This window comes from Rhodobacter sp. (assembly GCA_020637515.1).
Classification (GTDB): Bacteria; Pseudomonadota; Alphaproteobacteria; order Rhodobacterales; family Rhodobacteraceae; genus Pararhodobacter.
Genome location: JACKKG010000001.1, coordinates 2,260,181 through 2,281,593 on the forward strand (window position 1 = coordinate 2,260,181; position 21,413 = coordinate 2,281,593).

At 69.1% G+C, this 21,413-nt stretch carries 25 protein-coding genes; 22 read left to right on the forward strand and 3 right to left on the reverse strand.

Features of this window, described 5'->3' with window-relative positions:
* Positions 1-29 precede the first annotated feature (29 nt).
* The 4 genes from H6900_11110 to H6900_11125 all read left to right on the forward strand — a co-directional run bounded on the left by H6900_11110 (position 30) and on the right by H6900_11125 (position 2,027).
* Entirely contained in the window at positions 30-458 is a 429-nt protein-coding gene (locus tag H6900_11110) for a DUF934 domain-containing protein (GenBank protein MCC0073823.1), read from the forward strand.
* A gap of 89 nt (positions 459-547) precedes the next feature.
* The gene (locus H6900_11115) at positions 548-1,360 is read left to right on the forward strand and encodes a ferredoxin--NADP reductase (protein ID MCC0073824.1); all 813 of its coding nucleotides are present in this window, start codon (positions 548-550) and stop codon (positions 1,358-1,360) included.
* Between the two features lie 101 nt (positions 1,361-1,461).
* A complete protein-coding gene (locus tag H6900_11120) occupies positions 1,462-1,713 on the forward strand; it encodes a hypothetical protein (protein MCC0073825.1) in 252 nt (83 codons plus the stop codon).
* The gene (locus H6900_11125; protein MCC0073826.1) at positions 1,713-2,027 is read left to right on the forward strand and encodes a hypothetical protein; all 315 of its coding nucleotides are present in this window, start codon (positions 1,713-1,715) and stop codon (positions 2,025-2,027) included. The genes H6900_11120 and H6900_11125 overlap by 1 nt, the downstream gene beginning before the upstream one ends.
* 190 nt (positions 2,028-2,217) lie before the next feature.
* On the opposite strand, the gene H6900_11130 is transcribed toward H6900_11125, so the two are convergent.
* On the reverse strand, positions 2,218-3,333 hold the full coding sequence (locus H6900_11130; protein ID MCC0073827.1) for a hypothetical protein: 1,116 nt from the start codon (positions 3,331-3,333) through the stop codon (positions 2,218-2,220).
* 167 nt (positions 3,334-3,500) lie between these two features.
* On the opposite strand from H6900_11130, the gene H6900_11135 reads away from it, so the two are divergent.
* Positions 3,501-4,040, forward strand: a complete 540-nt coding sequence (locus H6900_11135) for a translation initiation factor IF-3 (GenBank protein MCC0073828.1) — start codon at positions 3,501-3,503, stop codon at positions 4,038-4,040.
* Positions 4,041-4,149: 109 nt separating this feature from the next.
* Here the strand turns inward: H6900_11135 and H6900_11140 are convergent, their stop codons facing one another.
* Both H6900_11140 and H6900_11145 read right to left on the reverse strand, forming a co-directional pair.
* A complete protein-coding gene (locus H6900_11140) occupies positions 4,150-5,112 on the reverse strand; it encodes a hypothetical protein (protein MCC0073829.1) in 963 nt (320 codons plus the stop codon).
* Between the two features lie 171 nt (positions 5,113-5,283).
* On the reverse strand, positions 5,284-6,093 hold the full coding sequence (locus tag H6900_11145; protein ID MCC0073830.1) for a DsbA family protein: 810 nt from the start codon (positions 6,091-6,093) through the stop codon (positions 5,284-5,286).
* Positions 6,094-6,306: 213 nt separating this feature from the next.
* Between H6900_11145 and H6900_11150 the strand changes: the two genes are divergently transcribed.
* From H6900_11150 to H6900_11230, 17 genes are all read left to right on the forward strand, one after another.
* Positions 6,307-7,563 carry an N-acetylmuramoyl-L-alanine amidase gene (locus tag H6900_11150; GenBank protein ID MCC0073831.1) on the forward strand — a complete coding sequence of 419 codons (1,257 nt, stop codon included), beginning with the start codon at positions 6,307-6,309 and terminating at the stop codon, positions 7,561-7,563.
* A 195-nt stretch (positions 7,564-7,758) separates the two neighbouring features.
* Positions 7,759-10,299, forward strand: a complete 2,541-nt coding sequence (locus tag H6900_11155) for a penicillin-binding protein 1A (GenBank protein MCC0073832.1) — start codon at positions 7,759-7,761, stop codon at positions 10,297-10,299.
* Positions 10,300-10,385: 86 nt separating this feature from the next.
* Positions 10,386-11,024: a glutathione S-transferase family protein gene (locus H6900_11160; GenBank protein ID MCC0073833.1), complete on the forward strand. Its 639-nt coding sequence runs from the start codon at positions 10,386-10,388 to the stop codon at positions 11,022-11,024.
* A complete protein-coding gene (locus tag H6900_11165; protein ID MCC0073834.1) occupies positions 11,017-11,874 on the forward strand; it encodes a hydroxymethylglutaryl-CoA lyase in 858 nt (285 codons plus the stop codon). Before H6900_11160 ends, H6900_11165 begins: the two co-directional genes overlap by 8 nt.
* A complete protein-coding gene (locus tag H6900_11170) occupies positions 11,871-12,656 on the forward strand; it encodes a crotonase/enoyl-CoA hydratase family protein (protein ID MCC0073835.1) in 786 nt (261 codons plus the stop codon). Before H6900_11165 ends, H6900_11170 begins: the two co-directional genes overlap by 4 nt.
* The gene (locus H6900_11175) at positions 12,653-13,006 is read left to right on the forward strand and encodes a hypothetical protein (GenBank protein ID MCC0073836.1); all 354 of its coding nucleotides are present in this window, start codon (positions 12,653-12,655) and stop codon (positions 13,004-13,006) included. Before H6900_11170 ends, H6900_11175 begins: the two co-directional genes overlap by 4 nt.
* 373 nt (positions 13,007-13,379) lie before the next feature.
* On the forward strand, positions 13,380-13,745 hold the full coding sequence (locus H6900_11180) for an NADH-quinone oxidoreductase subunit A (protein MCC0073837.1): 366 nt from the start codon (positions 13,380-13,382) through the stop codon (positions 13,743-13,745).
* Positions 13,736-14,269 (forward strand): NADH-quinone oxidoreductase subunit B, encoded by a 534-nt coding sequence (locus H6900_11185; GenBank protein MCC0073838.1) that lies wholly within the window; start codon positions 13,736-13,738, stop codon positions 14,267-14,269. The genes H6900_11180 and H6900_11185 overlap by 10 nt, the downstream gene beginning before the upstream one ends.
* Positions 14,270-14,280: 11 nt before the next feature.
* Positions 14,281-14,883: an NADH-quinone oxidoreductase subunit C gene (locus tag H6900_11190; protein MCC0073839.1), complete on the forward strand. Its 603-nt coding sequence runs from the start codon at positions 14,281-14,283 to the stop codon at positions 14,881-14,883.
* Positions 14,883-15,779 (forward strand): sulfotransferase, encoded by an 897-nt coding sequence (locus tag H6900_11195; protein MCC0073840.1) that lies wholly within the window; start codon positions 14,883-14,885, stop codon positions 15,777-15,779. Before H6900_11190 ends, H6900_11195 begins: the two co-directional genes overlap by 1 nt.
* Before the next feature lie 40 nt (positions 15,780-15,819).
* Positions 15,820-17,040 carry an NADH-quinone oxidoreductase subunit D gene (locus H6900_11200; GenBank protein MCC0073841.1) on the forward strand — a complete coding sequence of 407 codons (1,221 nt, stop codon included), beginning with the start codon at positions 15,820-15,822 and terminating at the stop codon, positions 17,038-17,040.
* On the forward strand, positions 17,040-17,687 hold the full coding sequence (locus tag H6900_11205; protein MCC0073842.1) for a hypothetical protein: 648 nt from the start codon (positions 17,040-17,042) through the stop codon (positions 17,685-17,687). Before H6900_11200 ends, H6900_11205 begins: the two co-directional genes overlap by 1 nt.
* An 88-nt stretch (positions 17,688-17,775) precedes the next feature.
* Complete coding sequence (locus tag H6900_11210; GenBank protein ID MCC0073843.1) at positions 17,776-18,951, forward strand: NADH-quinone oxidoreductase subunit E; 1,176 nt, start codon at positions 17,776-17,778, stop codon at positions 18,949-18,951.
* A gap of 23 nt (positions 18,952-18,974) precedes the next feature.
* On the forward strand, positions 18,975-19,193 hold the full coding sequence (locus tag H6900_11215; GenBank protein MCC0073844.1) for a DUF5337 domain-containing protein: 219 nt from the start codon (positions 18,975-18,977) through the stop codon (positions 19,191-19,193).
* Positions 19,194-19,197: 4 nt separating this feature from the next.
* Positions 19,198-20,496: an NADH-quinone oxidoreductase subunit NuoF gene (gene nuoF, locus H6900_11220; GenBank protein MCC0073845.1), complete on the forward strand. Its 1,299-nt coding sequence runs from the start codon at positions 19,198-19,200 to the stop codon at positions 20,494-20,496.
* Positions 20,497-20,649: 153 nt separating this feature from the next.
* Positions 20,650-20,997, forward strand: coding sequence for a hypothetical protein (locus H6900_11225; protein MCC0073846.1), 348 nt, complete (start codon positions 20,650-20,652; stop codon positions 20,995-20,997).
* Positions 20,994-21,413 (forward strand): DUF5333 domain-containing protein, encoded by a 420-nt coding sequence (locus tag H6900_11230; GenBank protein ID MCC0073847.1) that lies wholly within the window; start codon positions 20,994-20,996, stop codon positions 21,411-21,413. Before H6900_11225 ends, H6900_11230 begins: the two co-directional genes overlap by 4 nt.

Genomic DNA, 21,413 nt, shown 5'->3' on the forward strand with positions numbered 1-21,413 from the left:
CCGCAATCCACGATGCGGAGCGATGCGCGATGACGGTCCTGGTCACCGACTCAGGGTTCATTCCCGACGATTGGCGGCACGGTTACGTGCCTTTGGCGGCCCTGTCCGCGCAGCCCGATCAGGCCGGGCCGGTGGCGGTGGATCTGCCCTCGCCAGACCTGGACCCCGCCGACTGGGCGCGCCTGTGCGCCGCCTTGCCGCGTGTGGCGATGATCCGGGTGCGGCTGCGCCATTTCGGCGATGTGCGGGCGCTGGACCTTGCGCGCGCGATTCGGGCGCAGGGCTATGACGGGCGCCTCAGGGCGCATGGCGCGGTGTTGGCGCAGGCCTATACGCTGACGCGCCGCGCCGGTTTCGACGAGGTCGCGCTGGACCGCGACCAGGCGCGCCGCCAACCGCCCGAACACTGGCACAACAACCCGTTCTGGCGGCCGCGGTCGCGCCAGGTCGCGCGCTGAGCGCGGTCGCCGGTCCCGCGCCTGCCGGCCGGGGTTCCGTTTTCCGCCGCGCCGCTCTACATACCCCAGATGCAGTTCACGAGGACCCCATGCCCGACGCCATCCAGACGCCGCAGGTCAAGACACTTCCCGATGCCCAGACCGTGACCGAGGTCACGCACTGGACCGACCGGCTGTTCTCGTTTCGCTGCACGCGTCCGCGCAGCCTGCGCTTCCGGTCGGGCGAATTCGTGATGATCGGCTTGCTGGACGAGCGCGGAAAGCCGTTGCTCAGGGCCTATTCCATCGCCTCGCCCAGTTGGGACGAGGAACTGGAGTTCTATTCCATCAAGGTGCCGGACGGTCCGCTGACGTCGCGCCTGCAACACATCCAGCCCGGCGACGAGATCATCTTGCGGCCCAAGCCGGTCGGCACGCTGGTGCTGGACGCGCTCTTGCCGGGCAAGCGGATCTGGTTCCTGGCGACGGGCACCGGCATCGCGCCCTTTGCGTCCCTGATGCGCGACCCCGAGACCTACGAGAAATTCGAGCAGGTGGTGATGATGCACACCTGTCGCACCGTCGAGGAACTGGAATACGGCCGCCGGCTGGTGGAAAGCCTCAAGGACGATCCGCTGATCGGCGAGATGGTCGAGGGCAAGTTGCGGTATTACCCGACCACCACGCGCGAGGAGTCCCCCCACATGGGGCGGATCACCGACAACCTGACGTCGGGCAAGGTGTTCGCGGATATGGCGATCGCGCCGATGGACCGCGCGCATGACCGCGCCATGGTCTGCGGCTCGCTGGCCTTCAACCACGACGTGAAGGCGGTGCTGGAAGACTTTGGCCTGCGCGAAGGGGCGAACAGCGAGCCGCTGGAGTATGTTGTCGAAAAGGCCTTTGTCGGCGACGGGATCTGACCGCGCAGGGAAGGGGCCCGGTCGCGATGGCAGGTAGGGTGCGTGCAAGCACGCACCTTACGGGGCTTGCCCGGCTCTTGGTAACTTGTTACCATGGTAACATGACCTCGGACCAGACCCACCGCACCCAGACCGGCGTTCGCCTGTCCACGCCGATGCTCAAGACCCTCAAGGCCCTGGCCGACTATCGAGACCTGTCGCTTGGCGACCTGCTCGAAGGGATCGTGCTGCACGCCTTTGACGGCAAGGATCCGTTCACCCCCGAGACGCGCGCCGTCATCGAGCAGTTGCGCGCCGTCTACGGTTGCACCTGGCGCGCCCAGGACAGCCATCGCCATTCCGAGGCGCCCTGATGCCCGTGTTCGCGCACGGCTTTTCCCTGCCGATGCCGCCCGCGCGCGCCCTCGCCCTGTTCACCCCGCGCGGCGAGGAAACCTGGGTGCCCGGCTGGTCCCCCGTCTACATCGACCCCCCGGACGGCGCGACGGCCGAGGGGATGATCTTTTCCACTGGCGACGGCGCGGTCTGGTGGACCTGTCTGCGCTGGGAACCGGACACCGGCCTTGCGCGCTATTTGCGGCTGTCGCCCGGGCTCAAGGCTGCCCGGGTTACGGTCACCTGCCGGGCGGAGGGATCGGGCCGGCACCCGGGTCGGCGTGTCCTATGACTGGCAGGCGCTGGGCCCCGAGGGGCGTGCCGAGATCGCGGCAATCACCGCCGAATCCTTTGCCCGGGACATCGACGGCTGGCGCGGTCTGATCCTGGACGCGGTCCCGACCTCAGGGCACTGACGGGCGCGACCGGAACGAAAAAGGCCCCCGCGCGGGCGGGGGCCTGAAAGGGTCCGGGGCGCGCAGTTACAGGCCCAGGAGCGTGCGCACCTGGTCCAACGCGGCCTGCAACGCATCGGGGTTGTCGCGCGCGCGCTCCAATGCCCCGCGGGCGACCGTCTTGCGCAGATCGCTCAACGACGAGGCGTCGATCGCCGCGACGGCGCGGTCGAAATCGAACCCGCCGGGCGTGAACAGGGTGGCCAGGGATTCGGGCGTTTCCGCAGGGGCGGGCGTCGCCGCGGCGGCGTCGGTCGCGGGTGCGGCCGCGGTTGTCGCATCCGCAGCCGGGGCGGCGGCGTCCGTGCCGCCGGCGGCCGCCGGCGCGGTGGCGCTTGCCGCGGCATCGACCGCAGCACCGGCGGCGTCGCTGGTCGCCGCGGCGTTTTCGGCGGCGGTGCCTTGCAGCACCTGCGTCGCGGTCTCGGTCACTTGCGAGACCGCGTCGGACACGGCGCTGGCGGCGTCGGTCACAACCTGGGTCGCGGCGTCAACCACGCTACCGCCGGTGTCGGTGGCGGCGGCCATGGCACCCGAGGCGGCGTCGGTGGTGGCGGCGGCGGCGTCGGTGGCCACGGTCGCGGCACTGTCCGCAGCGGCGGCGGCGGTGTCAGTGGCGGCGGCCACCGCGCCCGAGGCGGCGTCGGTGGTGGCGGCGGCGGCATCGGAGGCCACGGTCGCGGCGCTGTCCGCAGCAGCAGCGGCGGTGTCGGTGGCGGCGGCCACCGCGCCCGAGGCGGCGTCGGTGGTGGCGGCAGCAACGTCGGTCGCGGTGCCAGCCGCGTCGGCGGCGGCGGTGGTCGCCGCATCCACGGCGGCCGCGGCGGTATCGGTCACGGCGGTGGCGGCCGTTTGGGCGGCATCCTGCGCGGCCTGAACCGCATCGCCGGCGGCCTGCGCGGCGGTCTCACCGGCGGTCTGCACGGCGTCGGTCACGGTCTGCGCGGCGTCCTGGACGGCACTCGCCGCCGATCCCTCGACCGGGGCCTGGGTTGCCGTCGCCGCAGGCTCTGGCGTGGTGACCGGCTGCGCGGCGGGCGCGTTCGATGCGGCGGTGGTTTCCACCTGTTGCTGCCCGCGTTGCAGCCAGATTCCGACGGCCGCGGCCAGAACGATGGCGGCGATGACAAGATACTTTTTCATGGCATTCCCTCTGAGAGGCTAATTCTGAGCAGGTAGTCGCATCCCGCGCCGGCAAAAGCAATGCCAGTAAGCGCGTTTCCGCGGGCCTCGGCGGGTGCGCGCCTCTTGCAACCGGGGCGCGGCGCGTCTATTTTCGCGCCCGTCTGACCAACAGAAGGAATTGGACCATAGCCCGCAGACCCCACAACGCCCCGCCGAGCCGCGATACCGGCCCCCGAGTCAACGACCGGATCAGGGCGCCCGAAATCCGACTGATCGGCGCGGAAGGCGAAAACGTCGGCGTCGTATCGCCCGCGCGTGCGTTGCAGATGGCCGAGGAGGCCGGGCTCGACCTGGTCGAGATCTCGCCCAACGCCACCCCCCCGGTCTGCAAGATCATGGACTTCGGCAAGTTCAAGTATGAGCAGCAGAAGCGCGAGGCCGAGGCCCGCAAGAAGCAGAAGATCATCGAAATCAAGGAAATCAAGTTCCGTCCCGGGACCGATACCCATGACTACGATGTGAAGATGCGCAACGTGCTGAAGTTCCTCGAGGATGGCGACAAGGTGAAGATCACCCTGCGCTTCCGGGGCCGCGAGATGGCGCACCAGGACCTGGGCGCCGAGCTTCTGCGCCGCGTCGCCGAGGACGTGGCCGAGGTCGGCAAGGTCGAGAACATGCCCAAGATGGAAGGCCGCCAGATGGTGATGATGATCGGCCCGCGCTGATCGCCCTCGCCGTTTGTGCCGACCACGACGCCGCCCTGAAAGGGGCGGCGTCGTGCCTTGTGCGGGTGCGATTCGCGACGTTTCCGTGGGTCTGGGCGCGCCGGCGGCGTCAGTTGCCGGGCGATTGACCGGGGCGCGCGGGGTGATAGCGGCGGTTTTCGGCGCCCAGGGCCTCGCCCAGGCAGGCGGACTGGCCCTGCACCCAGCTCAGCAAGGCGCGCCGCCCGCGTATCGGCCGCGACAACAGGATGCGCCGCATCGTCGCGGCGCGCCCGCGCGGGCTGTCCAGAAAGATGTCCTGCGGCACCAGCGTTTCGGCGGGCGTCCCCAGCGTGAGCAGCGCGTTGTGGCTGTTCAGCGCGCGGTAGGCGGCGGCGCGGCAGGGGGGCTCGCGGTCCGCACCAGGGCAGACCGCGCGGCACAGACTGTTCAGCGGCGCCGCCGCGCTTGCGTTTGCCAGCCACTGGTCCAGCGTCTGTGCGCTGACGGTGTCGCCCATCAACTGGCGCTGCGCGTCGCCCGGGGGCACCAGCGCGGCGATCGCGGCGCGTCGGTCCGGGTCGGCGAAGCCCCAGAGCAGATACAGCAGATCGGGGTCCACCTGGCCCGGGTCCAGCGCCTGCAAGGCCGGGGTTTCGCGCGCGGCCAGCACGACCAGCGCCTCGCGCGCGGCGCGGGCCTCGCCCAGGGTGGCAAAGCGTTCGATCAGCCCGGTGCCCGCCGAAACCGCCCAAAGCGCGCTCCAGGCCGCGGCCAGCGGCAGGTCGGTGGCGTGGCGCAACCAGCTTTGCCCGGACAACCCCCCGGGCGCTCGCAACAGCGCGATGCGATCGTTGCGGGGGCTGAGCGCCAGGAACGGGCCCTGCAAGGACGGGGTCTTGTCGATCAGTGCCAGCAGCAGTTGCGCGGCCCGGTTCTCGGCCTGGGCAAGCGTGGCGAGGGCGGGCAGCGCGGCGGCCTCGTCATCGGCCAGCCAGTCGCGCAGCGCGCCGGCAAACGCGGGGTCCGCGCTGCCCGGCACCGCCGAGGCGCCCGCAGGCGTGCCCAGCACCGTCAGCACGACGATGGCCAATCGGCACAACGGCCGAAGCAAGCGCAAGAAGGCGTTGACGACTGGCACGGGCAACCGAAAGACAGGGGCGAAAAAGACGGGCGCCGCGCCGGTCGGGGCGCGGCAGCCAAGCGCAGAATGGCGGCGCCGCGACGGTTTCGCAACCGTTTTCGCGGCCCCCGGCGTGAACCTTCAGCCGCGCAGATCGCGCGCGGCGGCCTGCAACTGGTCCAGCGGCAGCGCGCCGCGCAGCAACTGGCCCTGTGCGCCGTCGCCCATCACGAAGGTCGGTGTCCCCGAAATCTGCAGGCGCTGCGCCAGTTCGTGGTTGGCGCGCAGCACCGCGGTGACCTCGTCGCCATTCATCCGTGCCAGCACCGCGTCGCCATCGAGACCGAGATCGGTGGCAATGGCCCGCATGTCGTCCTGGCTGATATCGCCTTCCCAGCCCATCAGGCGTTCGTGCACCTGCGCATAGGGCGTGTCGCCGCCCAGTTGCTGGACGGCCACGGCGAAGCGGCTCATCACCTCGGATTGCGGGCCGAGGATGGGGAATTCCTTGATGACCAGCCGCATCCGGCCGTCGTCGTTCAGCAGTTGCTGCACCACCGGTTGCGCGCGCCGGCAATAGCCGCAGCGATAGTCCATGAATTCGACCAGTGTCAGGTCGCCCTCGACATTGCCGGACACCCAGGAGTGACCGTCGCGAAAGATGTCGTCCGCGTTGATTTCGACCAGGGTGGTGTCCATGTCCGCCTGCGCCTGCTGCTGGCGGCGCTCCAGTTCCGAGACGGCCTCGTAGATCACCTCGGGGTGGTCCATCAGATAGGCGCGGACCTCGGCGCGGAAGGCCTCGCGTTCGCTGTCGGACATCGACGAGGCGGCGAACCCGGTGCCGCCGGCCGGCGCGGTCGAGGTCTGCGCGACGGCGGGCACGGCGGCCAGATGCAGGGCGGTGGCGCAGGCCAGGGCCAGGGCGGAAAGACGGGCAACGACGCGCATGAGGGCTCCTTGGATCAGATCGGCGAAACTTTGCCCATGCGGGGCGGCCAAGATCAACCCCCGTCGCGGCCGCACCCCCGGGCCTGACCCAATCGTGAAGCGGTCGGGGCGCCGCGCGGGGATTCCCTTGCGCGCCGTTTCGCGCTATCCAGTAGGGAAACACGGTCTCGTAAACACGACCCGACAAGAAACGACCCCGAGGAGTGAGCAGGCATGACGCGCGAGAACCGGTCGCGGCTGGCGGTATGGGCAGGGCTTGTCGGTCTGGCGATGGCGATCGCCTGCCTGCTTGGCGCGCCGACGGCGGCCCCCGCCCAGGACCTGGCCGGCCTGGCCCGCACCAGCGGTCCGGCCCGGATCGAAACGGGCTGGCGCGCGCTGACGCTGACCCTGCCGTTGACCCAGCCGGTGCCCTGGCGCACCCGCCTGATGGATGACCCGCATCGCGCCGTGATCGATTTTCGCACCGTGGACTGGACCGGGTTCGACCCCGACGCGGTGACGCTCGGCGGTGCGGCGCAGGCGATCCGGGTCGGCGACGCCGGCGGCGGCTGGAGCCGCATGGTCATCGAACTGGACCGGCCCATGGGATTTGCCGAGGCCGGGCTGACCAGCGATCCGGCGACCGGCGCGGCCGAACTCAGGGTCGTGCTGCGGCCGGTGTCGGACACCGATTTTGCCGCCCAGATGGCCGCGCTGGCGGCGACCGACGGCGCGCCGACCGACGTGTTGCGCGCCCGCGCGGAGCCGCCGCTGGGCCAACGCCGCACGGTGGTGGTGCTGGACCCCGGGCATGGCGGCGTCGATCCCGGCGCAAGCTACGAAGGGGTCAGCGAGGCGCAGGTGGTGTTGATCTTCGCGCTGGAACTGGCCGAGGACCTGCGCCGCACCGGGCGTTACGATGTCGTGCTGACGCGCGACAGCGACCGCTTCGTCTCGCTCGAGGGGCGGATCACGGTGGCGCACGAGGCGCGCGCGGATGTGTTCGTGTCGCTGCACGCCGACGCGGTCGAAGACGGGCAGGCCGTGGGTGCGACGCTCTATACCCTGGCCGAGGAGGCGACCGATGCCGCCGGCGCCGCGCTGGCCGAACGCCACGACCGCGACGACCTGCTGGGCGGCGGCGTCGATCTGACCGGCACCGACGATTCCGTGGCGGCCGTGCTGATGGAGATGGCCCGCGTGCAGACCGGCCCGGCGACCGACCGTCTGGCCCGGGCGCTGGTCGGCGCGATCCGCGCATCGGGGCTGCGGATGCACCGCCACCCCTGGCAGCAGGCGGCGTTCTCGGTGCTGAAGTCGCCCTCGGTGCCCTCGGCGCTGCTCGAGGTCGGCTTTCTGTCCTCGCCGCACGACCGTGGCCGCATCCGCGACGTGCGCTGGCGTCAGCAGATGGAGGCGGCGCTGGTCCGCGGACTGGACGACTGGGTCGCGGGCGAGGTGGCGCAGCAGGGATTGCGGCTGCGCTGAGGACCCGGTCGGACGGTCAGGGCGAGCGGCGCTCGGGGGCATCGAGCCCCCTCGCGCCGGTGGGGGCGAGCCCCACGGTCCCCTGTATCACCTCTGCGCGATTCCCTGCCCGCGGGCACAGGCGGGTTTTGACCCGGGCCGCGCTTGCGTATAGACGAAAGCGCAGCACCCCGGAGCCGCCCTAGGAGCCCCCGTTTGACCCGCGCCATCCTGTCCTTTTTCGGCGGCCTGTTCAGCTTTCTGTTGCTGGGCCTGTTTTTCGGCGCGCTGACCCTGGGCGGGGTGATCTGGGCCTATTCGCACGACCTGCCCTCGACCGATCAGCTGGCCAATTACAGCCCGCCGATGATCAGCCGCGTCTATTCGGGCGAGGGGCAGATGATCGACGAGTTCGCCCGCGAGCGGCGCCTGTTCACCCCGATCGCGGACATTCCGCCCCTGTTGCGCGAGGCATTCATCAGCGCCGAGGACCGGTTTTTCTATGAGCATTCCGGGTTCAACCCGCTGGCGATGCTGGCGGCCGCACGCGATGCCGTCGTCTCGCGCGGGCGCAACATGCGCGGGGCCTCGACCATCACCCAGCAGGTGATGAAGAACTTCCTTTTGTCCTCGGACCGCACCATCGAGCGCAAGATCCGCGAGATCATCCTGGCCTGGCGAGTCGAGCAGACGCTGAGCAAGGACCAGATCCTGGAGCTGTATCTCAACGAAATCTTCCTGGGGCAGAACTCGTTCGGGGTGGCGGCGGCGGCGCAGACCTATTTCAACAAGACGCTCGAAGATCTCAGCATCGAGGAAATGGCCTTTCTCGCCTCGTTGCCGCAGGCGCCGTCCGAATACCACCCGGTGCGGGCGCATGACCGGGTGCTGGCGCGGCGCAACTGGGTGCTGGGCCAGATGGCCGCCAACGGCTACATCACCCAGGCCGAGGCCGAGGCCGCGCAGGCCCGCCCCTTGCTGACGGTGCAGGGCGGCGACATCGCGGCCTTTCGCCAGAACCTGCCGCCGCGCGACTACTTCACCGACGAGATCCGCCGCCAGTTGTCCTCGCAGTTCGGCGAGGAGGAGTTTTTCACCGGCGGCCTGACGATCCGCGCCACCGTCAGCCCGGAATTGCAGGTCACCGCCGCCCACGCCTTGCAGCGCGCGCTCGAGGAATACGACCGCGCGCAGGGCGAATGGCGCGGCACGGGCATCCGGCTGGGCGCCGACGACCTGGTGGACGAGGCGCATTGGCGCGAGGCCCTGGCCCGGGCCGACCTGCCGCGCGACATCACGCTGGACAATCCCTGGCACCCCGCGGTGGTGCTGGACGTGACCCCCGATGTCGCCCATGTCGGCATCGACGGGGTCGAGGACATCGGCCAGATCGACCGGTCGGACATCAACTGGCTGCCGGGATCTCTGGCCGACACGCTGAGCGTGGGCGACGTGGTCTTCGTGCGGGCCGTCACCTCGGACCGGGACGGCAGCTTTCAGCGCTGGTCGCTCAGGCAGGTGCCCGAGGTCGAGGGCGCCTTCATGGCGATGGACGTGAACACCGGCCGCGTGATCGCCATGCAGGGCGGGTTCAGCTATCAGAGTTCCTCGTTCAACCGGGCAACGCAGGCGATGCGGCAACCGGGATCCTCGTTCAAGCCCTTCGTCTATGCGGCGGCGCTGGATTCGGGCTTTACCCCCGCGACCATCATCATCGACGCGCCGATCGAGATCGACACGGGCGAGGGGATATGGCGGCCCAACAACGCCAGCGGCGATTATCTGGGCCCGGCGCCGATGCGGCTGGGAATCGAGCAGTCGCGCAACCTGATGACGATCCGGCTGGCGCAAGAGGTCGGCATGGACGTCGTCGCCGGCTACGCCGAACGCTTTGGCGTCTACGACCGGCTGCAACCCTTCCTGGCGAACGCGCTGGGGGCGCAGGAAACCACGTTGTTCCGGGTCGTCGCCGCCTATGCGATGTTCGCCAACGGCGGCGAGCGGGTGGAACCCACGCTGGTGGACCGCGTGCAGGACCGTTGGGGGCGCACAATCTACCGCCACGACCAGCGGCGCTGCGTCGAATGCGCCGATCCGAACCTGCCGCCGGGCCAGGCGCCCTGGATCGCGTCGGACCGCCAGCGGGTCATGGACCCGATCACCGCCTATCAGCTCACCTCGATGATGCAGGGCGTCGTGCAACGTGGCACCGCGGCCGGCGCGATCAACCTGGGGGTGCCGGTGGCGGGCAAGACCGGCACCACGAACGACGCGCGGGACGTGTGGTTCGTGGGCTATACCTCGACCATGGTGGCGGGCTGCTACATCGGCTTCGACCGGCCGCGGACCCTGGGCCGGCGGGCCTCGGGCGGGCGCATGTGCGCGCCGGTGTTCCAGGAGTTCATGAGCCAGGCGGTGCGCGAGTTCGGCGGCGGCCGCTTTGCCGTCCCGCCCGGCGGCCATTTCATCACCATCGATCGCCACACCGGCGAGCGGGTGCCCGACGGCAGCGGCGGCGATGTCGTGGCCGAATACTTCCGCGACGGCGAGGAGCCGGTGTTCGGCATCGGTGCGCTGATCGACGGCGGCTTTGCCATGGGCCAGTCGCTGCCGGTCTTCGCGCCGGGTTCGGACGCCTCGGGGCTGGTGACGCATGACGGGCAGGACCTGAACGCGCAGGACGAGACCGGCGCGGGCACCATCCAGGTTCCCGCGCAGGCGAGCTTTGGCACGCTGTCGGCCGGTGGTCTCTACTGACCCCACCCGGGGGGCGGGCGGAACGTGGCGTCGCACTTGCACGCGGCGCGCGCAGCGGGTTCATTGGCCCCCTCGGGAGGTATGGCATGATCGTCTTGCACCACGCGCCCCAGTCGCGCAGTTTTCGCGTCCTGTGGTTCCTGCACGAGGCCGGGATCGACCACGACCTGCGCTATCACCTGTTTTCGGGCAAGGGTCTGCGCAGCCCCGAATTCCTGGCGATCTCGCCCGCCGGGCGCGTCCCCGCGATCGAGGTGGACGGCGAAACGCTGTTCGAATCGGGCGCGATCCTGGAGTATCTGGCGGAAACCCGTGCCCCAGCGCTGACCCGCCCGCCGGGCCACCCTGAGCGTGGCAAGTTCCTGGAGTGGCTGCATTACGGCGAAACCATCGCCCAGCATCTGGCGCAGCTGACCTTTCATCACATCGTTCTGGCACCCGCCGACCGCAGCCCCGTCGTGCAAAAGCTGGAGGCCCTGCGCCTCAGCCGCGCGCTTGCCGGACTCGAAGCCGCCCTGACCGGGGACTGGCTGCTGGCGGGCGGGTTCTCGGCGGCGGATATCATGACCGGATCGTCGGTCGAACTGGCCGCGCGGTTCGTGCGCTTCGACAGCTTTCCCCGGCTGACCGCCTGGCGCGCGCGGATCCACGCGCGCCCCGGCTTTCAGGCGGCGCGCGCGGCGGATGGCCCGGCGGAATTGTGGCAGGAGGACTTCTATGGCTGAACCGGTCGAAATCTTCGAGGTCGGTCCGCGCGACGGGTTGCAGAACGAAATACGCCCGATCCCCACGGTCGAGAAGATCGCGCTGGTGGATCGTCTCTCGCAGGCCGGGTTCCGGCGGATCGAGGTGGCCAGCTTCGTCAGCCCCAAATGGGTGCCGCAGATGGCCGACGGCGCCGCGGTTCTGGCCGGCATCGCGCGGGCGCCGGGCGTGCGCTACGCGGCGCTCACGCCCAACATGACGGGCTATGCCGGCGCCCGGGCGGCCCGCGCCGACGAGGTGGCGATCTTCGCCTCGGCCTCGGAAGGGTTTTCGCGCGCCAATCTCAACTGCTCGGTGGACGATTCGATCGCGCGGTTCCTGCCGATCCTCGAATCCGCGCGCGCCGACGGTATGGCAGTGCGCGGCTACATCAGTTGCGTGACGGACTGCCCCTTCGACGGCCCCACGCCGCCCGGCGCCGTGGCCGATCTGGCGGCCCGCCTGATCGACCTGGGCTGCTACGAGGTCAGCCTGGGCGACACCATCGGCCAGGCCACGCCCGACAGCCTGACGGCGATGCTGCGCGCAGTTCTGGACAGGGTCCCGGCGGCGCGGCTGGCGGGGCATTACCACGACACCGCCGGGCGCGCCTGCGACAACATCGAGGCCTCGCTGGCGCTGGGGCTCAGGGTGTTCGACGCGGCGGTCGGCGGTCTGGGCGGCTGCCCCTATGCGCCCGGCGCGCAAGGCAACGTGGCGACCGAGGCGGCGATGGACCGCATCGAGTCGCTGGGATACACCACCGGCCTGAACCGCGCGGCGATCCTCGACGCCGCCGCGATGGCCCGACAGATGAGGACCGGCGCATGACCTGGCAGACGATCACCCTGGACACCGACGCGCGCGGCGTCGCCACGCTGACGCTGGCGCGCCCGGACAAGCACAACGCCCTGTCGGCCCCGATGATCGCGGAACTCTCCGCCGCCGCCACGGCCCTCGCCACCGACGCGGCGGTGCGGGTCGTGGTGCTGACCGGCGCCGGCGACAGCTTCTGCGCCGGGGGCGACCTCGGGTGGATGCAGGCGCAGATGGCCGCCGACAGCGCCACCCGCGCGGCCGAGGCCGGCAAGCTGGCGGCGATGCTGGGTGCGTTGAACGCCCTGCCCAAGCCGGTGATCGGCCGCATCCAGGGGCCGGCCTATGGCGGCGGCATGGGGCTCCTCTCGGTCTGCGACGTGGCGGTGGGGGTCAGCGGCGCGCGCTTCGGCTTCACCGAGGCGCGGCTCGGCCTGATCCCCGCGACCATCGGCCCCTATGTGCTGGCCCGCATGGGCGAGGCGATGGCGCGGCGCGTGTTCATGTCGGCGCGGCTCTTCACCGCGGACGAGGCCGTCGCCCTGGGCCTGCTGGCGCGCGCGGTCGCGCCCGGCGACCTCGACGCGGCGATCGAGGCCGAGGTGAAGCCCTATCTCGCCTGCGCCCCCGGCGCCGTCGCGGCGTCCAAGGCGCTGGCGCTGCGGCTCGGCGGGGCCATCAACCGGGACCAGATCGCGCATTCCATCGGCCAGCTCGTGTCCCGCTGGGAAAGCCCCGAGGCTGCCGAAGGCATCGCCGCCTTCTTTGGCAAGCGCAAGGCGGACTGGATGCCATGATTGCCGCCTGGATCTACGCCGCGCTCTGTCTGGTCACGGCGCTGTTCCAGGTCGCGCTTTACCTGGGGGCGCCCTGGGGCGGCTGGACGCAGGGGGGCCGTCACCCCGGCGCGTTGCCGCCGCGCAACCGAACGCTGGCGCTGGCCACCGCGCTGTTCCTGCTGGCCCTCGGGGCCTCGGTGCTGGCGGCGCGGGACGGCGGCACCCGGATCCCGGGCTGGATCGCCACCGCCCTCACCGCCGCGGTCTTCCTGTCACACGTCGTCAGCCCGTCGCGCTCGGAACGCGCGCTCTGGGCGCCGGTCACGGCCGTCATGCTGGGCGCTGCGCTCTGGGCGATGCTCGGCTGATCCGGAAAAGATACGGCAGAAACAAGCCTTTGCGCCGCCCCATCATCTTGTCCGAAATACGCACGAGGGGGTCTCGGGGGGGATCGTGATCCCCCCTGAGCGGGGGGTGCGGGGGGCTGGCCCCCCGCCACCCCCGGCACCGCGTCCGGGCGACTCAGAGTCGCGCGACGCCCCGCCGCAGGGGCCGTCCTTGCCGCGCAGCAGCGAGCGGGTGCGAAAAAAACGGTGCACATTTGTATACACCCCTTGAAATCCCGGTTTTCCACCCCTCGCGCGGCGCCCCCTTTGGTTGACCCGGTCCTCACGCGGGAGTAAACGGGGCTCGAGCCAACTTGAGCAGTGCCAGACCCGACTGGCGCCGAAGGAGCCACTCTTGGACGACCTCCTGCGAGAATACCTCCCCATCGTCATCTTCCTCGGAATCGCGATTGCCCTGGGCCTGGTGCTGATGTTGTCCGCGATGGTGATCGCGGTGCGCAATCCCGACCCGGAAAAGGTCTCGGCCTATGAATGCGGGTTCAACGCCTTCGACGACGCACGGATGAAGTTCGATGTGCGCTTCTACCTGGTGTCGATCCTGTTCATCATCTTCGATCTCGAGATCGCCTTCCTGTTCCCCTGGGCGGTGGCCTTCGGCGACATGAGCATGACGGCCTTCTGGTCGATGATGACCTTCCTCGCGGTGCTGACCGTGGGCTTTGCCTATGAGTGGAAGAAAGGGGCCCTGGAATGGGAGTGATGACTGGCGCCAACACGGCGGGCGCCGACCGCGAGGTCGCCACCGCCGCCCTGAACGCCGAGCTTCAGGACAAGGGCTTCCTGCTGACCACGACCGCCGACATCATCAACTGGGCGCGCAACGGCTCGCTGCACTGGATGACCTTCGGACTGGCCTGCTGCGCGGTCGAGATGATGCACACCTCGATGCCGCGCTATGACCTCGAACGCTTCGGCACGGCGCCGCGTGCCAGCCCGCGGCAGTCGGATCTGATGATCGTCGCCGGCACGCTGACCAACAAGATGGCGCCCGCCCTGCGCAAGGTCTACGACCAGATGCCCGAGCCGCGCTACGTCATCTCGATGGGGTCGTGCGCCAATGGCGGCGGCTATTACCACTATTCCTATTCGGTGGTGCGGGGCTGCGACCGGATCGTGCCGGTGGACATCTACGTTCCCGGCTGCCCGCCCACCGCCGAGGCGCTGCTTTACGGCATCCTTCAGTTGCAGCGGAAGATCCGCCGCACCGGCACCCTGATCCGCTGACGGAGGCGCGCATGTCCGACGAAGCCCTGCAAGAACTCGGCGCCTATATCAGCGTCAAGCAACCCGACGCGGTCCTGGACGCGCGCGTCGCCTTCGGCGAGCTCACGCTGACCGTCACCGCGGCCAGTCTGCCGGCGCTGGTGCGCTTCCTCAAGACGGACGAGACCTGCAAGTTCTCGTCCCTGGTGGACATCACCGCCGTCGATCACCCCGAGCGCCGCGCGCGCTTCGACGTGGTCTATCACCTCCTCAGCATGTATCGGAACCAGCGCATCCGCCTGAAGGCGGCCGTGCGCGAGGACGAGATGGTGCCCTCGATCGTGACCGAGCACCCCTCGGCCAACTGGTTCGAGCGCGAGGTGTTCGACATGTTCGGCATTCTCTTCTCGGGCCACCCCGACCTGCGCCGCATCCTGACCGACTACGGCTTTCGCGGGCACCCGCTGCGCAAGGATTTCCCGACCACCGGCTATGTCGAGGTCCGTTACGACGAAGCCGCCAAACGCGTCGTCTATGAACCCGTGAAGCTGGTGCAGGACTATCGCCAGTTCGATTTCATGTCGCCCTGGGAAGGCGCGCATTACATCCTGCCCGGCGACGAAAGAGCCAAGTGATGCCCGCCGACGCCCCGAACCTCACGCCTTGGCCGGAAGGAGCGACGCTCCTTCTGGGTATTGGCGCGCAAAAGGCGGGGACGACCTGGCTGCATGCCTATTTGCGCACCCATCCCGACTGCACCTCGGGGCCGATGAAGGAACTGCACTATTTCGACGGGCTGGACGGCGACCGGAAGCTGGGCGACCGGCTGCGGGCGGATGCCCTGAAACGGGCCCGCGCCAATCCCGGCAGCGCGATCCGGGTGAGTCGGCTGGAACGGCTGCAAGCGGTCTGCGCGGCCCCCGATCCGGGGCACCATGGCTACCTTTCGGTCGTTGCGACGCCGCGCCTGACCCCGGGCAAGGTGGCGCTCGATTTCACGCCGGAATATGCGCTGGTCCCGGACGCGGTGTTCCGTCAGATGGCGGCGCTGCCCGGTGCGAAGATGATCTTCCTGATGCGCGAACCGGTGGCGCGATTCTGGTCGGCGGTGCGGATGCGCGCGGCAAAGACCGTCGCCAGGGACGAGGATTTCGAAACCGGCGCGCGCGCGGTTCTGGACACGATGCTGGCCCAGGGCAATACCGGCGCGCACCTGCGCAGCGACTATGTCGCCACGCTGGACAAGCTTCAGCACAACGTGCCGCAGGACCAGCGCCTGGTGCTGTTCTTCGAGGATCTCTTTGCGCAGGAAACGCTGGACGAGGTCTGCGCCTTTCTGGGCATTGCGACCCGCCCGATCGACCAGACCCAACCCCGCAACGAGGGGCAGAAGGCGGACATGCGGCCCGATCAGGTCGCGGCGCTGACGGCGCTCTTGCGTCCGCAATACGAAACGGTGAACCGGTTGTGCGGCGGGAACCTGCCGCAGGCCTGGCACGCGCGATTCGCCGCCCGGGCGAATGTGGCATGAGGGCGGCAACAGACATGATGCGACGGAGGTTGCAGCGATGATGGACGGATCGAAAGGTTTCTCTGACGCCCGGACGGGCGAACAGAAGATCCGCAATTTCAACATCAACTTCGGGCCGCAGCACCCGGCGGCGCATGGCGTGCTGCGCCTGGTGCTTGAGCTGGACGGCGAAATCGTGGACCGGTGCGATCCGCACATCGGCCTGCTGCATCGCGGCACCGAGAAGCTGATGGAAAGCCGCACCTATCTGCAGAACCTGCCGTATTTCGACCGGCTCGACTATGTCGCGCCGATGAACCAGGAACATGCCTGGTGCCTGGCGATCGAGCGTCTGACCGGCACCCCGGTGCCGCGCCGCGCCAGCCTGATCCGCGTGCTCTATTCGGAAATCGGCCGCGTTCTGAACCACCTTCTGAACGTCACCACGCAGGCGATGGACGTGGGCGCGCTGACCCCGCCGCTGTGGGGCTTCGAAGAGCGTGAAAAGCTCATGATCTTCTACGAGCGGGCCTGCGGCGCGCGGCTGCACGCGGCCTATTTCCGCCCGGGCGGGGTGCACCAGGACCTGACGCCGCAACTGATCGACGACATCGAGGCCTGGGCCGAAGCCTTCCCCAAGGTGCTGGACGATATCGACGGGCTGCTGACCGAGAACCGGATCTTCAAGCAGCGCAACGCCGATATCGGCGTGGTCACCGAAGACGACATCCAGCGCTGGGGCTATTCCGGCGTGATGGTGCGCGGCTCGGGCCTGGCCTGGGATTTGCGGCGTGCGCAACCCTATGAATGCTATGACGAATTCGACTTCAAGATCCCGGTGGGCAAGAATGGCGACTGCTTCGATCGCTACCTGTGCCGCATGGCCGAGATGCGCGAATCGACCTCGATCATCCGGCAGGCGATCGCCAAGCTGCGCGCACCGGACGGGCAGGGCGACGTTCTGGCCCGCGGCAAGCTGACGCCGCCCCGGCGCAGCGACATGAAGCGCGACATGGAAAGCCTGATCCACCATTTCAAGCTGTATACCGAGGGTTTCCACGTTCCCGCCGGCGAGGTCTATGCCGCGGTCGAGGCCCCCAAGGGCGAATTCGGCGTCTATCTGGTGGCCGACGGCACCAACAAGCCCTATCGCGCCAAGCTGCGCGCGCCGGGCTTCCTGCATCTGCAATCGATGGATCACGTCGCCTCGGGGCACCTGCTGGCCGATGTGGCGGCGATCATCGGCACCATGGACATCGTGTTCGGCGAGGTTGACCGTTGATGCGCCTGGTTCTGGGGTCCGTTCTGCTGCTGGCCGCCGCGCCCGCAAGCGCCTTCACGCCCGAACGCGCGGCGATGATGGTGGATGCGATCCGCGCCAACGGCTGTTCGATGGCCGGCGATCAGGCGGAAGAGGCGCTGTCGCCTCTTGGCCTGAACGGCACCGAGGTGCAGGCCTTTGTCGATACGCTCTTTGGCGCCGATCTGGTCAGCCTGTCGGCCGACATGTCGGTGCTGACCCTCTCCGAGGGGCTGTGCGCCGCCGAAGGAGACGCCGCGCTGGCGATGATTACCGCCGCCTTCGCGGCGCAGGAAGCGACGCTTGAGCCCTGGCGCCCCGATTTCGCCCCCGAACGCGGGGCAGAGTTCGTCGGCGCCGTGCGGGGCAACGACTGCACCCTGACCGAGGAAAGCGCCTCGGACCTGCTGCCGCCGCTGGGCTTTTCGCCCGCCGACACGCGCGACATCGTCGCCGTGCTGATCGACGGCGGCCTGGCGCAGGTCAACGACGATGGCAACGCGCTGTCGCTCTCGCCCGAATTCTGCGCCGCCGAATCGGCGGGTGACGCGGCTGCGCTGGCCGCGCTCATCGACGGTTGGGACGACCGCCACGCCGACGCGAATTCTCAGCCGGAGGGCGACCAGTGAGCCGCCCCCTCTGCCTCGCGCCCCTGGTGGCGCGTCTCGTTACCCCGGGGCCCGCGCGCGGGTTCCGGCGCCAGTCAGGAGCGCAATGATGCTACGTCGCCTGCATCACGAACAGCCGGCAAGCTTTGCCTTCACCCCCGCGAACCAGGCCTGGGCCGAGGGGCAGATCAGCAAATACCCCGAGGGGCGCCAGGCCTCGGCGATCATCCCGCTGCTGTGGCGCGCGCAAGAGCAGGAGGGCTGGCTGACCCGTCCGGCGATCGAAACCGTCGCCGACATGCTGGGCATGGCCTATATCCGCGCGCTCGAGGTCGCGACCTTCTATTTCATGTTCCAGCTTCAGCCCACGGGCGACGTGGCGCATGTGCAGGTCTGCGGCACGACCTCGTGCCTGATCTGCGGGGCCGAGGATCTGATTGCCGTCTGCAAGGACAAGATCGCCGCCGCGCCCTACACCCGCTCGGCCGATGGCAAGTTCACCTGGGAAGAGGTCGAATGCCTGGGCGCCTGCGCCAATGCGCCGATGGTGCAGATCGGCAAGGATTATTACGAGGACCTCACGGCCGAGAAATTCGCCTGGATTCTCGATGAACTGGCGGCGGGTCGCGTGCCCACGCCGGGCCCGCAGAATGGCCGCTTCGCCTCGGAGCCGCGGTCCGGGCTGACGGCATTGACCGAGGGCGAGCGCGCCGAGGCGCATAACGGATCGGTGGGCCGCGCGGTGGCGCTTGGCGACACGGTCAAACGCATCGACGGCACCGAGGTGCCGCTGCTGACGCCCTGGCGCGATGGTCAGGACGACAAGCCGCGCGCCGCGACCCGTGCGGATGGCAAGCCGGTCTCGCCGCGTCTGGGCGCCGCGAACACGGCCAAGGACGCCGATATCGCCGCCAACGCGGCCAAGGCCGACGCGCCTGCACCTGCACCCGCGCCCGCGCCTGCACCGGCGGCTGCGCCCGCGGTGGCCGAAGCCGACCAGCGCCGCCCCGCCGCGCTCGAGGCGGCGCGCGGTGGGCAGGCCGACGATCTGAAGCGGATCAAGGGCATCGGCCCCAAGCTGGAACAATTGTGCAACCGTCTGGGGTTCTTCCACTTCGACCAGATCGCCGCCTGGACGGCGCAAGAGGTCGCCTGGATGGATGCCAACCTCGAAGGGTTCAAGGGCCGTGTGAGCCGCGATGCCTGGGTCGAACAGGCCCGGCACCTGGCCCAGGGTGGCGAGACCGAGTTTTCCAGGCGCGTTGACAAGGGCGACGTGTATTGATGGCGGAACGGGGGCAGGGGCCGATGAACCGGAACAACGATCAGGAACGGCAGAAGCGCCTCGTGGCGCTCGTCATTGCCGGGTCGGGTCTGTTCTGGGTCGTGGCGCTCGCCCTGGGCGACATGCTGGGCTGGACCCAGCGGACCCTGGCCTTCTTCGACCTGGCGGCACTCGCCGGGTTCACGATGGGGCTGTGGTTGTTATTCGGGCTCTGGCGTGCACGCCGGGACAGGAAGGATTGAGGCGATGCTTAAGGATCAGGACCGGATCTTTACCAACATCTACGGGATGCACGACCGTTCGCTGAAAGGCGCAATGGCGCGCGGGCACTGGGATGGCACCAAGGACATCATCGCCAAGGGCCGCGACTGGATCGTCAACGAGATGAAGCAGTCGGGCTTGCGCGGGCGCGGGGGCGCTGGCTTCCCGACCGGGTTGAAATGGTCCTTCATGCCCAAGGAATCGGACGGGCGCCCGGCCTATCTGGTGGTCAACGCCGACGAATCCGAACCCGGCACCTGCAAGGACCGCGAGATCATGCGCCACGACCCGCATACGCTGGTCGAGGGCTGCCTGATCGCCTCGTTCGCGATGGGGGCGCACGCCTGCTACATCTACATCCGCGGCGAATACATCCGCGAGCGCGAGGCCCTGCAAGCCGCCATCGACGAGGCCTATGAGGCCGGCCTGCTGGGCCGCAATGCGGCCAGGTCGGGCTGGGATTTCGACCTATATCTGCATCACGGCGCGGGCGCCTATATCTGCGGCGAGGAAACCGCGCTGCTGGAAAGCCTGGAAGGCCGCAAGGGGATGCCGCGCATGAAGCCGCCGTTCCCGGCCGGCGCGGGTCTCTATGGCTGCCCGACGACGGTGAACAACGTCGAATCCATCGCCGTCGTGCCGACCATCCTGCGCCGGGGCGGCGCCTGGTTCGCGGGCTTTGGCCGTCCGAACAACGCCGGCACCAAGCTGTTCGCGATCTCGGGCCATGTGAACAACCCCTGCGTCGTCGAAGAGGCGATGTCGATCCCCTTTGAAGAGCTGATCGAAAAGCACTGCGGCGGCATTCGCGGCGGCTGGGACAATCTGCTGGCGGTGATCCCCGGCGGTTCCTCGGTGCCCTGCGTGCGCGGCGAAAAGATGCGCGATGCGGTCATGGATTTCGACTATCTGCGCAACGACCTGCAATCGGGCCTGGGCACGGCGGCGGTGATCGTGATGGACAAATCCACCGACATCGTCAAAGCGATCTGGCGGCTGTCGTCCTTCTACAAGCATGAAAGCTGCGGCCAGTGCACCCCCTGCCGCGAGGGCACCGGCTGGATGATGCGCGTCATGGACCGCCTGGTGAAGGGCGAGGCCGAGATCGAGGAAATCGACATGCTGCTGTCGGTGACCAAGCAGGTCGAGGGGCATACGATCTGCGCCCTCGGCGATGCCGCCGCCTGGCCGATCCAGGGCCTCATCCGCAATTTCCGCGACGTGATCGAGGACCGCATCCGCGCCCGGAAGACCGGCCGCGTTTCGGCCGTTGCGGCCGAGTAACCGCCAATGACCGCGCGTTCGCCCCAGATTGCAGCGCCAAACCGCCGGGTCCCCGCGACCGGGGCGGTGACTTGCGCGGCTGTGATCGGGGGTGATCGGCATTCCGTGGTATCCGGTCCGGGCGCCGTGTCGCGCCGGATTGGAGAAAGTGCCATGAAAGTCCTGTTTCTTGTTCTTCTGTCGCTGGGGCTGGCTGCGCCGGCCCTTGCGCAGCATCCGCAGAGTGCCCAGGGGTTGGGCAGCACCTGGAGCTATTACCGGCTGATGACCGGTGGCTACAGTGTCCTGTCCGGCTTTGGGATGCCGGGGTCGGGCAACCTCGATACGACGATCACCATCACCTCGCGCGACGGCCGTGCCCTGACCGAGGCAGACCGCGACGCCGCCGCCGTCATCGCCGCCGGCCTGTGCGAGGAAACCGGTCGCGTGTTCAACCGCCAGTCCCGCGGGCACTGGATCCGCAACGGCTGGCTGGGTTTTCATGGGGCGTGCGCACGATGAAACGTCTGCTGCTGATCCCGCTGTTCGCCCTTGCCCTCGCCGCGCCGGTCCAGGCCGCGACGCAAGAGGAAATCAACGCCACCCTGGCCGGCGATCCGCAGGTCTGGGGCGGGCTCTACACCCTGGCGCTGGCCGATCAGATCCGGGCCAACTGCCCCGCGATCGAGGCCCGCACCCTGCGCGCCACCAGCTTTGTGTGGAGCGTCTACAACCGGGCGCGCGACCACGGCTATTCCCGGGCCGAGATCCGCGCCTTTCAGACCCACGCCACCACCGAGGCGCGTCTGCGCGCCGAGATAGGGGCCTATTTCGCGCGCCACGGTGTGCGCGAGGGACAGCCCGACACCTATTGCGCGCTCGGCCATGCCGAGATCGCGGCCGGCACCGAGGCCGGTGAACTTCTGAGAGCAAGGTAA

Bases quoted from the DNA above. Each gene is read 5' to 3' on its own strand.
- H6900_11225 (MCC0073846.1), top strand. From the start codon at position 20,650: ATGAAAGTCCTGTTTCTTGTTCTTCTGTCGCTGGGGCTGGCTGCGCCG.
- H6900_11110 (MCC0073823.1), top strand. From the start codon at position 30: ATGACGGTCCTGGTCACCGACTCAGGGTTCATTCCCGACGATTGGCGG.
- H6900_11190 (MCC0073839.1), top strand. From the start codon at position 14,281: ATGTCCGACGAAGCCCTGCAAGAACTCGGCGCCTATATCAGCGTCAAG.
- H6900_11195 (MCC0073840.1), top strand. From the start codon at position 14,883: ATGCCCGCCGACGCCCCGAACCTCACGCCTTGGCCGGAAGGAGCGACG.
- H6900_11120 (MCC0073825.1), top strand. From the start codon at position 1,462: ATGACCTCGGACCAGACCCACCGCACCCAGACCGGCGTTCGCCTGTCC.
- H6900_11230 (MCC0073847.1), top strand. From the start codon at position 20,994: ATGAAACGTCTGCTGCTGATCCCGCTGTTCGCCCTTGCCCTCGCCGCG.
- H6900_11145 (MCC0073830.1), bottom strand. From the start codon at position 6,093: ATGCGCGTCGTTGCCCGTCTTTCCGCCCTGGCCCTGGCCTGCGCCACC.
- H6900_11175 (MCC0073836.1), top strand. From the start codon at position 12,653: ATGATTGCCGCCTGGATCTACGCCGCGCTCTGTCTGGTCACGGCGCTG.
- H6900_11130 (MCC0073827.1), bottom strand. From the start codon at position 3,333: ATGAAAAAGTATCTTGTCATCGCCGCCATCGTTCTGGCCGCGGCCGTC.
- H6900_11205 (MCC0073842.1), top strand. From the start codon at position 17,040: ATGCGCCTGGTTCTGGGGTCCGTTCTGCTGCTGGCCGCCGCGCCCGCA.
- H6900_11215 (MCC0073844.1), top strand. From the start codon at position 18,975: ATGAACCGGAACAACGATCAGGAACGGCAGAAGCGCCTCGTGGCGCTC.
- H6900_11210 (MCC0073843.1), top strand. From the start codon at position 17,776: ATGCTACGTCGCCTGCATCACGAACAGCCGGCAAGCTTTGCCTTCACC.
- H6900_11125 (MCC0073826.1), top strand. From the start codon at position 1,713: ATGCCCGTGTTCGCGCACGGCTTTTCCCTGCCGATGCCGCCCGCGCGC.
- H6900_11160 (MCC0073833.1), top strand. From the start codon at position 10,386: ATGATCGTCTTGCACCACGCGCCCCAGTCGCGCAGTTTTCGCGTCCTG.
- nuoF (MCC0073845.1), top strand. From the start codon at position 19,198: ATGCTTAAGGATCAGGACCGGATCTTTACCAACATCTACGGGATGCAC.
- H6900_11170 (MCC0073835.1), top strand. From the start codon at position 11,871: ATGACCTGGCAGACGATCACCCTGGACACCGACGCGCGCGGCGTCGCC.
- H6900_11150 (MCC0073831.1), top strand. From the start codon at position 6,307: ATGACGCGCGAGAACCGGTCGCGGCTGGCGGTATGGGCAGGGCTTGTC.
- H6900_11185 (MCC0073838.1), top strand. From the start codon at position 13,736: ATGGGAGTGATGACTGGCGCCAACACGGCGGGCGCCGACCGCGAGGTC.
- H6900_11165 (MCC0073834.1), top strand. From the start codon at position 11,017: ATGGCTGAACCGGTCGAAATCTTCGAGGTCGGTCCGCGCGACGGGTTG.
- H6900_11115 (MCC0073824.1), top strand. From the start codon at position 548: ATGCCCGACGCCATCCAGACGCCGCAGGTCAAGACACTTCCCGATGCC.
- H6900_11200 (MCC0073841.1), top strand. From the start codon at position 15,820: ATGGACGGATCGAAAGGTTTCTCTGACGCCCGGACGGGCGAACAGAAG.